This window comes from Actinotalea sp. C106, from assembly GCF_023630195.1.
Classification (GTDB): Bacteria; Actinomycetota; Actinomycetes; order Actinomycetales; family Cellulomonadaceae; genus Actinotalea.
This window is the reverse complement of record NZ_JALPKN010000318.1, coordinates 1-3,424: the sequence shown is the minus strand read 5'-3', so window position 1 is coordinate 3,424 and position 3,424 is coordinate 1. Positions and strand designations below refer to the sequence as shown.

Annotated in this window: 3 protein-coding genes and 1 pseudogene; 2 read left to right on the top strand and 2 right to left on the bottom strand. The window is 73.3% G+C overall.

Annotated elements, in window-relative coordinates; genetic code table 11:
- Window positions 1–274, bottom strand: a pseudogene (locus L0B03_RS15590) (hypothetical protein); the annotation flags it as partial.
- 86 nt (window positions 275–360) lie between these two features.
- Window positions 361–942: a DUF3000 domain-containing protein gene (locus L0B03_RS15585; RefSeq protein ID WP_308200097.1), complete on the bottom strand. Its 582-nt coding sequence runs from the start codon at window positions 940–942 to the stop codon at window positions 361–363.
- Window positions 943–1,065: 123 nt separating this feature from the next.
- Here L0B03_RS15585 and gndA point away from each other — a divergent pair, with 123 nt between their 5' ends.
- Both gndA and L0B03_RS15575 read left to right on the top strand, forming a co-directional pair.
- Window positions 1,066–2,535: an NADP-dependent phosphogluconate dehydrogenase gene (gndA, locus tag L0B03_RS15580; RefSeq protein ID WP_250447473.1), complete on the top strand. Its 1,470-nt coding sequence runs from the start codon at window positions 1,066–1,068 to the stop codon at window positions 2,533–2,535.
- A gap of 10 nt (window positions 2,536–2,545) precedes the next feature.
- Window positions 2,546–3,424, top strand: an 879-nt coding sequence (locus L0B03_RS15575; protein ID WP_250447470.1) for a DegT/DnrJ/EryC1/StrS family aminotransferase, incomplete at its 3' end; no start/stop codon positions are given.

The following is a 3,424-nucleotide window of genomic DNA, read 5'->3' as shown; positions in this document are numbered from 1 at the left end:
CGCCGCGGATGCCGCTGCCCAGCAGGACCACCAGCTCGCGGCGCCCGGCCTTGCGGGTCAGCAGCACGGCGCGGGTGGATTCACGGCGGCGCAGGGTACGGACCAGCACGTGACCGTCCCCGTCCCCGAGCTCGGGAACGACGAGGCACAGCGGGGCGCCCTCGCGGGGGCGCCGGGTGCGCTGCGACGGCGGGTGGGCGCGCTCGGAGGCTGCTCCGGGTGCGACCCGCACGGCCGTCCGGTCCGGTGCGGTGCTGACGTGCTCGACGGTCAAGGGAGTGCTCCCGGGGTGCGTGTGAGGCGTGTCACCCGAGATATCGGCGCGAAGGTCAGGGACCTTGAGGACCAGTTCGAGCCTGGTCAGCGGCGGCGGCCGAGGGCCGCGACCCCCTCGGGGAGAGGGGGCAGGCCGCCGGAGTGGCAGAGCACGGTCGCCCAGGCCTCGAGGTGCTCGCCGACGGCGCCGTCAGGCGGGGTCCAGGAGGCACGGATCTCGATCTCGACCTCGTCGGGCCGCTCAGCGAGTGCTCCGAAGGATTCCGAGACCACACGCGTGACGGTGCCGCCGAGGGCGGACCAGCCCCGTGGGGCGGCCTCGAGGGCCTCGGTGACCCAGCTCCACGCCGCCTCGCAGACCAGGGGGTCAGCACCAGCCTCGGGGTCGAGGGTCGCGCGCACGAGCGTCACGACGCGGAAGGTGCCCTCCCACGCCTCCTGGCCGCGCGGGTCGTGGAGCAGGACGAAGCGGCCCGAGGCGGGATCCTCCTCGGCCTCGTCACCGGGACCGCCCTGGAGCTCGCCCGTCAGGGCCACCGCGTAGGGGGCGATGCGGGCGGGGGCGGGGATCTCGGTGAGCCGGATCTCGGGCCGCAGCCGACGGTCGCGCAAGGCGCCCAGGGCGCGCACGAACTCGGCGGGGACGTCTGCATCCGCAGTGATCACCGTGGCAGCGTAGATCGGCGCGGTGACACCATCGGGGACCGGCGCGCGGACACATCTGCCAGGTGTGCCTGACCGCACTACCCTGGCGAGGTCGTCTCTCCGTCGGAAGGGAACCCCACCAGCATGTCCGCACGCGCGCAGATCGGTGTCACCGGGTTGGCCGTCATGGGTCGCAACCTCGCCAGGAACCTGGCCCGCAACGGCTTCACGGTGGCCGTGCACAACCGCTCGGCGGGGCGCATGGAGTCCCTCCTCGCCGACCACGGGGACGAGGGGGAGTTCATCGGCTCGCAGACCCTCGCGGACTTCGTCGCCTCCCTCGAGCGGCCTCGCAAGGTCATCGTCATGGTCAAGGCCGGCGGTCCCACGGACGCCGTGATCGACGACCTCGTCCCGCTCCTGGAGGAGGGGGACATCGTCATCGACGCCGGCAACGCCCACTTCCCTGACACCCGGCGCCGTGAGGCAGCCCTGCGCGAGCACGGCCTGCACTTCGTCGGCACCGGCGTCTCGGGCGGCGAGGAGGGCGCGCTGCTCGGGCCCTCGATCATGCCGGGCGGCTCGGCCGAGTCCTACACCTGGCTCGGGCCGATCTTCGAGAAGATCGCCGCGCAGGTCGACGGGGTCCCGTGCTGCACCTACGTCGGGGCCGACGGTGCCGGGCACTTCGTCAAGATGGTGCACAACGGCATCGAGTACGCCGACATGCAGCTCATCGCCGAGGCCTACGACCTGCTCAAGCAGGGGCTCGGCGCCTCCGCGGCGGAGATCGGCGAGATCTTCGCCGAGTGGAACACGGGTGACCTCGAGTCCTTCCTCATCGAGATCACCGCCGAGGTCCTCGCCCACACCGATCCGCAGACGGGCTCGGCCTTCGTCGACGTCGTGCTCGACCAGGCCGAGCAGAAGGGCACCGGGCGCTGGACGGTCCAGAACGGTCTCGACCTGGGCGTGCCCATCACCGGGATCGCCGAGGCGACCTTCGCGCGCGCCCTGTCGGGCTCGGTGCCGCAGCGTGCCGCCGCGGCCGGGACGCTGCCCGCGCACGCCGGCACCTGGGACGTGATCGACCGTGAGGCCTTCGTCGAGGACGTGCGTCGCGCCCTGTACGCCTCGAAGGTCGTGGCGTACTCGCAGGGTTTCGACCAGATCGCCGCGGCGAGCGACGAGTTCGGCTGGGACATCGACCGGGGTGCCATGGCACGCATCTGGCGGGGCGGCTGCATCATCCGTGCGCGGTTCCTCAACCGGATCACCGAGGCCTACGAGCGTGAGGCCCACCTGCCGCTGCTGCTCGCCGACGAGTACTTCACCCAGGCCGTGGGGGACGGCGTGACGGCGTGGCGGCGGATCGTGGCCCAGGCGGCGCTCAACGGGGTGCCGACCCCGGCCTTCTCCTCCTCGCTGGCCTACTACGACGGGGTGCGGGCCGAGCGTCTCCCGGCCAACCTCATCCAGGCGCAGCGCGACTTCTTCGGTGCCCACACCTACCGGCGCACCGACCGCGAGGGCTCCTTCCACACGCAGTGGACCACCGACCGCGCGGAGGTGGACGAGTCCGGAGCCCCGGCCGCGCCCACGCGCCGCTCCTAGGGCCCCGCGCGTGGACCCGCACCTCGAGGTCACGGGCGCCCTCGCCGACCGGACCGGAACCAGCCCGGCCGACTGGTTCCTCGTCTTCAAGGCGCGGTACGGCCTGCAGGTCGTGTTCGAGGCGCTGGCGGCCGCGCGCGGTGCCGGCGACGTCGTGACGCAGGCGTTCACCTGCTCGACGGCGGTCGACCCGATCCTGGTGGCGGGCTCGCGCCCGGTGTATGCCGACGTCACCCCGGACAGCGTGGCGATCGACGCCGGGCGCCTTGTGGTGCCGGCCTCGGCGCATGCCGTCGTGCTCCAGCACACCTTCGGCATCGTCGACACGCGGAACGCCGCGAGGCTGCGCGAGTCGGCGCGAGTCGCCGGTGCCCTGCTGGTCGAGGACGCCGCGCACTGCGCCGGCCGCATGGCGACCGGTCCGGACGGCGCGCCGCTCGCCGACGTGTCGATCCACTCGTTCGGTGTGGAGAAGATGCTGCCCACCCGGTTCGGAGGTGCGGTCTGGGTCAGCCCGGACCTGCCGGACCCCCGGCTGCGCGCACGTCTCGCCGGGGACCTGGCGGGGCTGCCCCAGATCGGTGCGCGCCTCGACCTCGCCACCCGCTCCTACCGGACCCAGGTGCGGGTGCTCAACCGTGTTCCGGGCGCGGTCGGCCGGGGAGCCCGCCATGCGTTGACGGCGGCAGGAGTCTTCGAGCCGGCGATCGCTCGCGTCGAGTCCCGTGGTGGGCTGCCGTACCGCCCCATGGCTCCCTCGGACTGGGTCAGCGCCCAGGCCGCCGCGGCGCTGGCTGACCTGGGCGACGTCGAGGCTGCGCGGACCGCCGTCGTGCGGGCCTACCTGGGCGAGCTCGCAGGTGCGGTGGAGATCCCCGGCGCGATCGGC